Source organism: Enterobacter cloacae complex sp. S3 (assembly GCF_014930495.1).
GTDB lineage: Bacteria > Pseudomonadota > Gammaproteobacteria > Enterobacterales > Enterobacteriaceae > Enterobacter > Enterobacter asburiae_B.
This window is the reverse complement of record NZ_JADBRD010000069.1, coordinates 1-5,773: the sequence shown is the minus strand read 5'-3', so window position 1 is coordinate 5,773 and position 5,773 is coordinate 1. Positions and strand designations below refer to the sequence as shown.

9 protein-coding genes are annotated in these 5,773 nt (G+C 48.4%); 7 read left to right on the top strand and 2 right to left on the bottom strand.

From position 1 onward, the window contains the following. The 7 genes from IM317_RS23025 to IM317_RS22995 all read left to right on the top strand — a co-directional run. The coding region (locus IM317_RS23025) for a multicopper oxidase domain-containing protein (protein ID WP_193362539.1) at positions 1-240 on the top strand (240 nt) is incomplete at its 5' end. A gap of 5 nt (positions 241-245) precedes the next feature. Continuing rightward, complete coding sequence (pcoB, locus tag IM317_RS23020; RefSeq protein WP_001378118.1) at positions 246-1,136, top strand: copper resistance outer membrane transporter PcoB; 891 nt, start codon at positions 246-248, stop codon at positions 1,134-1,136. A 39-nt stretch (positions 1,137-1,175) separates the two neighbouring features. Continuing rightward, positions 1,176-1,556, top strand: coding sequence for a copper resistance system metallochaperone PcoC (gene pcoC, locus IM317_RS23015; protein WP_000025662.1), 381 nt, complete (start codon positions 1,176-1,178; stop codon positions 1,554-1,556). Positions 1,557-1,611: 55 nt separating this feature from the next. Continuing rightward, complete coding sequence (pcoD, locus tag IM317_RS23010) at positions 1,612-2,490, top strand: copper resistance inner membrane protein PcoD (RefSeq protein ID WP_080821469.1); 879 nt, start codon at positions 1,612-1,614, stop codon at positions 2,488-2,490. Positions 2,491-2,544: 54 nt separating this feature from the next. Beyond that, positions 2,545-3,225: a copper response regulator transcription factor PcoR gene (pcoR, locus tag IM317_RS23005; RefSeq protein ID WP_001188930.1), complete on the top strand. Its 681-nt coding sequence runs from the start codon at positions 2,545-2,547 to the stop codon at positions 3,223-3,225. Next, positions 3,222-4,622 carry a copper resistance membrane spanning protein PcoS gene (gene pcoS, locus IM317_RS23000; RefSeq protein WP_002436614.1) on the top strand — a complete coding sequence of 467 codons (1,401 nt, stop codon included), beginning with the start codon at positions 3,222-3,224 and terminating at the stop codon, positions 4,620-4,622. Before pcoR ends, pcoS begins: the two co-directional genes overlap by 4 nt. A gap of 215 nt (positions 4,623-4,837) precedes the next feature. Next, positions 4,838-5,272, top strand: coding sequence for a hypothetical protein (locus IM317_RS22995; protein WP_004118347.1), 435 nt, complete (start codon positions 4,838-4,840; stop codon positions 5,270-5,272). A 75-nt stretch (positions 5,273-5,347) separates the two neighbouring features. Here the strand turns inward: IM317_RS22995 and IM317_RS24235 are convergent, their stop codons facing one another. After that, positions 5,348-5,587: a hypothetical protein gene (locus IM317_RS24235; protein WP_305956163.1), complete on the bottom strand. Its 240-nt coding sequence runs from the start codon at positions 5,585-5,587 to the stop codon at positions 5,348-5,350. Then, on the bottom strand, positions 5,569-5,773 hold a 205-nt coding region (locus IM317_RS22990), incomplete at its 5' end, for a transposase (protein ID WP_193362538.1). The genes IM317_RS24235 and IM317_RS22990, both read right to left, overlap by 19 nt.

The window sequence follows — 5,773 nt, the reverse complement described above, 5'->3', positions numbered from 1 at the left end:
CGACTATTTGCAACAGTGCCTACCATGATGACTCACCCCATTCACCTGCATGGTATGTGGAGCGATCTGGAAGATGAAAACGGTAATTTCATGGTTCGTAAACACACAATAGATGTTCCCCCTGGTACAAAACGCAGTTACAGAGTGACAGCAGATGCGCTTGGCCGCTGGGCGTATCACTGCCATTTGCTCTATCACATGGAAATGGGAATGTTTCGTGAAGTCCGGGTGGAGGAATGATGCGAATGAAGAGAAATTTGAAGGCCATACCTGTTCTGGTCGCCGGTTTGTTTACCTCACAGCTTTCTATTGCGGCGGGCTCCGTCTCTGCAGATCCCCACGCCGGGCACGACATGTCTGCCATGCAGATGCCAGCAGATGAGAATTTCACTGAGATGACGTCAATGGAGCCCATTGTAACTGAGAGCAGAACGCCAATTCCGCCTGTTACCGATGCCGACCGGAAGGCTGCATTCGGCAATTTACAGGGGCATGCGATTCACGACAGTGCGATTAATTATCTGGTTCTGCTGGATCAACTGGAATGGCAACGGTCGGATAACACCAACAATTTCAGCTGGAGTGTTAACAGCTGGATTGGAGGCGACACAGATCGGATTTGGCTAAAGAGTGAAGGTGAACGAAGCAATGGGGAAACGGAGGCGGCTGAAGCGCAGTTACTCTGGGGACATGCGGTTGGCCCATGGTGGGATTTGGTTGCGGGTGTCAGGCAGGATTTCAGACCTGCTTCTGCCCGGACCTGGGCTGCTGTCGGTTTTCAGGGGCTGGCACTCTATAATTTTGAGTCTGAAATTACGGGTTTTGTCAGTAATGGCGGAAAAGCAGCCCTTCGTCTGGGAGGAGAATACGACGTTTTACTGACTAACCGGCTCATACTCCAGCCATCCTATGAGGTGAATTTCTACAGTCAGGATGATGAATCGCGGGGTCGCGGCAGGGGACTGACTGACACAGAGCTGGGGCTCCGGCTGCGCTATGAAATACGCCGTGAGTTTGCACCCTATATAGGCGTTTCCTGGAATCAACTTTACGGGAAAACATCCGATATGGCGAAAAGAGAAGGTGAGAAAGACCATCAGGTAGTATTCCTGGCGGGAGCCAGAATCTGGTTTTAACGCACTGATATAAAACACTCAACTAAACAGGTAAATAAAATGTCGATTTTAAATAAAGCCATTCTTACAGGTGGCCTCGTTATGGGCGTTGCTTTCTCTGCTATGGCCCATCCGGAATTAAAAAGCTCTGTGCCACAGGCTGATTCAGCCGTAGCGGCCCCGGAAAAGATTCAGCTTAATTTCTCGGAAAATCTGACCGTGAAATTCTCAGGTGCAAAATTAACGATGACGGGTATGAAAGGCATGTCATCACATTCTCCGATGCCGGTCGCGGCAAAAGTGGCGCCAGGCGCTGACCCTAAATCGATGGTCATTATTCCGCGAGAGCCTTTACCCGCTGGCACTTATCGTGTTGACTGGCGCGCGGTTTCTTCAGATACGCACCCTATTACCGGTAATTACACCTTTACAGTGAAGTAATATTATGAACGACCTGATTATGATTGTTATTCGTTTTCTTCTTTATCTGGATTTGATGGTAATATTTGGATTGCCATTTTTTCAGATATATGGAATAAGCGGTGTCAGACATGAAACCTATAACCTGACTAATTTCAGGTCGTTTATAACCTTTGCTGTTGTTACAGGCATCATTCTTACTGGCATTAATATGCTCCTGGTATCTAATGCCATGAGTGGAGTAACTGACCTCAGAGAATTATCCATCCATGTTATCGAGATGGTGATAGAAGAAACTGATGTGGGTATTAGCTGGATTGTCAGGCTCTGTGCCCTGTTTACCACACTCGGTGCTTTGTTCCTTTACACTAATAAGAGAGTATTGTCCTGCCTGCTGATGACGATGAGTGGGGGCGTGGCGCTGGCTACACTTGCCTGGGGAGGACACGCCGTTATGCATGACGGTCTGCATTACTATCTCCATTTACTGAGCGATCTGACCCATCTCGGCGCTGCAGGTGCCTGGACAGGTGCTCTGGTTGCATTTGCTATCCTGCTGATGCGCAGAAACGAGCATAATGCACAGAGCGTCATTGTGATATCTGACTCCCTGGCAAAATTTGCCACGGCAGGAACGGTGATTGTTGTAGCCCTGATCCTGAGTGCGCTGGTCAACTATCTGTATATTGCTGAGGGTAACTTAACTCCCTTATTCAACAGTTCCTGGGGGAGGATATTGCTTGCCAAGACGGCTCTGTTTGTTCTGATGCTTCTTCTGGCTGCAGCAAACCGGTTTCACCTGGGTCCCCGGCTTGAAGTTATGGTCAGGGAAGGGAATTATGATCGCAGCGTTGCCCTGATGCGAAACAGCATCCTGACAGAATTCGTTGTTGCGATTATCATTCTGGGCGCCGTAGCGTGGCTTGGAATGCTTGCTCCGTCTCAGATCAGCTAGGGGACAGCCAAAGCTCATGCGTGAGATTTTTACTTTCATATCAGCGAGTTGACCATGCAGCGTATTTTAATCGTTGAAGACGAACAAAAAACAGGTCGTTACCTGCAGCAGGGACTGGTTGAGGAAGGCTATCAGGCCGATCTCTTTAATAATGGCCGCGATGGTCTCGGGGCCGCGTCGAAGGGACAGTATGATTTGATAATACTGGACGTGATGCTGCCTTTCCTCGACGGGTGGCAAATCATCAGCGCACTGAGGGAGTCCGGGCACGAAGAACCGGTCCTGTTTTTAACCGCAAAGGACAACGTGCGGGACAAAGTGAAAGGACTGGAGCTTGGCGCAGATGACTACCTGATTAAGCCCTTTGATTTTACGGAGCTGGTTGCACGTGTAAGAACCCTACTGCGCCGGGCACGCTCGCAGGCCGCAACAGTCTGCACCATCGCCGATATGACCGTTGATATGGTGCGCCGGACCGTGATCCGTTCGGGGAAGAAGATCCATCTCACCGGTAAAGAATACGTTCTGCTTGAGTTGCTGCTGCAACGCACCGGAGAAGTGTTACCCAGGAGTCTTATCTCGTCCCTGGTCTGGAACATGAATTTTGACAGTGATACGAATGTGATTGATGTCGCCGTGAGACGTCTGAGAAGTAAAATTGATGATGACTTTGAGCCAAAACTGATCCATACCGTTCGCGGTGCCGGATATGTCCTGGAGATCAGAGAAGAGTGAGGTTCAAAATTTCCCTGACCACACGCCTGAGCCTGATTTTTTCTGCGGTGATGCTTACGGTATGGTGGTTATCAAGTTTTATCCTGATTAGCACCCTGAATGGCTATTTCGATAATCAGGACCGCGATTTTCTGACAGGTAAACTTCAGCTCACCGAAGAGTTTCTTAAAACAGAGACGTTCAGGAACAAAACGGATATTAAGTCATTATCAGAAAAAATAAACGATGCGATGGTGGGGCACAATGGCTTATTCATTTCTATAAAAAACATGGAAAATGAAAAAATTGTTGAACTCTATGCCAAAAATTCTGTTGTTCCAGCGGTCCTGCTTAATAAGTCGGGTGATATTCTCGACTATATGATCCAGACGGAAGAAAATAACACCGTGTACCGCAGTATCTCGCGGCGGGTTGCCGTGACGCCGGAACAGGGTAAAAGCAAACATGTCATCATTACGGTTGCCACGGATACTGGGTATCACACCCTGTTTATGGATAAGCTCAGTACCTGGCTGTTCTGGTTCAATATCGGTCTGGTCTTTATTTCTGTTTTTCTGGGCTGGCTGACCACACGTATTGGTCTGAAACCGCTACGGGAAATGACCAGTCTGGCTTCCTCCATGACCGTACACAGCCTGGATCAGCGTCTAAATCCCGATCTGGCTCCGCCGGAAATCTCTGAGACCATGCAGGAGTTCAATAATATGTTTGATCGCCTGGAGGGGGCATTCCGGAAACTGTCAGATTTCTCGTCTGACATCGCGCATGAGCTGCGCACACCAGTCAGTAATCTGATGATGCAGACGCAGTTTGCACTGGCTAAGGAAAGGGATGTTTCGCATTACCGCGAAATTTTATTCGCTAACCTGGAAGAACTGAAAAGGTTGTCACGAATGACCAGTGACATGCTTTTTCTGGCACGTTCAGAGCATGGTCTGCTGCGGCTGGATAAACATGATGTGGATCTGGCAGCCGAACTGAATGAATTACGTGAGTTGTTCGAGCCCCTGGCAGACGAAACAGGAAAGACAATCACGGTTGAAGGAGAGGGCGTTGTTGCCGGAGACAGCGATATGCTCCGACGTGCTTTCAGTAACCTGCTTTCCAATGCAATCAAGTATTCTCCCGATAACACCTGTACAGCGATACACCTTGAGCGTGACAGTGACTGTGTGAACGTGATGATTACGAATACGATGTCCGGCCAGGTTCCCGCTAATCTGGAACGTTTGTTTGACCGGTTCTATCGCGCAGACTCATCAAGGTTCTACAACACGGAAGGCGCGGGGCTGGGATTATCAATTACAAGGTCGATCATTCATGCTCACGGCGGCGAGCTGTCAGCAGAACAGCAGGGGCGGGAAATTGTGTTCAGTGTGCGTCTGTTAATGGATTAATACCGTTATTCAGGAGAAACCCGGAAGGTGACAAAAATGTCATCGTTCAGTCACGCGATAAACAGAGGCGGTTTTTTATAATCAGCCATAAATCAGGACAGCGTGATAATTCAATCGCCCGGTTCCTGGCGTGATGATCAACCAGCCCTGAGATCAAATGCTTTCTCTGTTATAAGCATTGATTGTTCGGGTATGAAAACACCGGAGACCCAACCATGAAAAAGATCCTTGTATCCTTTATTGCCATGATGGCTGTCGCTTCATCTGCCTGGGCTGCAGAGACAATGAACATGCATGACCAGGTAAATAATGCCCAGGCGCCTGCCCATCAGATGCAATCATCCGCTGAAAAAAGTGCAGTTCAGGGGGAGAGCATGAAAATGATGGATATGAGCGGTCACGATCAGGCCGCAATGTCCCATGAAATGATGCAAAACGGCAATTCTGCCGCCCATCAGGACATGGCTGAAATGCATAAAAAAATGATGAAAGCCAAACCTGAGAACACCCAAGAAACTGCTAAGCCATTTTCCGAAATGAGCGAGCATGAGAAAGCCGCTGTTGTGCATGAGAAGGCGAATAATGGCCAGTCTTCCGTTATTCATCAGCAACAGGCGGAAAAGCATCGCAGCCAGATCACCCAGAATTAACCCGCATCTCCACTTGTCAGACCCTCATTTGACGCCGAAGTCACTGGCTTACGCTCCCGTCCGGGAGCGTTTTTTTTATAAGCGAAATGAATAATAATGAAAGAGTCCATACACAATGTTTTTTTTGGTCATGTCGACCTCACAATTAAGGAAGGTGCGAATAAGCAGGTCATTTCTTCCCAAGCTGACTCGCTGATTAAAATTTCGCGGATCTGGGCCGATTTTTTTCCCGCAAACACATCGAATCAGCCTATTTAGGCTATTTTTTCCACCATTTCTGGCGTTATTTCCGGTTTTTACTGAGATCTCTCCCACTGACGTATCATTTGGTCCACCCGAAACAGGTTGGCCAGGGTGAATAACATCGCCAGTTGGTTATCGTTTTTCAGCAGCCCCCTGTATCTGGCTTTCACGAAGCCGAACAGCCGCTTGATGATGCGAAACGGGTGCTCCACCTTGGCACGGATGCTGGCTTTCATATATTCGATGTTGATGGCCGTT

Bases quoted from the DNA above. Each gene is read 5' to 3' on its own strand.
- pcoB (WP_001378118.1), top strand. From the start codon at position 246: ATGAAGAGAAATTTGAAGGCCATACCTGTTCTGGTCGCCGGTTTGTTT.
- pcoC (WP_000025662.1), top strand. From the start codon at position 1,176: ATGTCGATTTTAAATAAAGCCATTCTTACAGGTGGCCTCGTTATGGGC.
- pcoD (WP_080821469.1), top strand. From the start codon at position 1,612: ATGGTAATATTTGGATTGCCATTTTTTCAGATATATGGAATAAGCGGT.
- pcoR (WP_001188930.1), top strand. From the start codon at position 2,545: ATGCAGCGTATTTTAATCGTTGAAGACGAACAAAAAACAGGTCGTTAC.
- IM317_RS22995 (WP_004118347.1), top strand. From the start codon at position 4,838: ATGAAAAAGATCCTTGTATCCTTTATTGCCATGATGGCTGTCGCTTCA.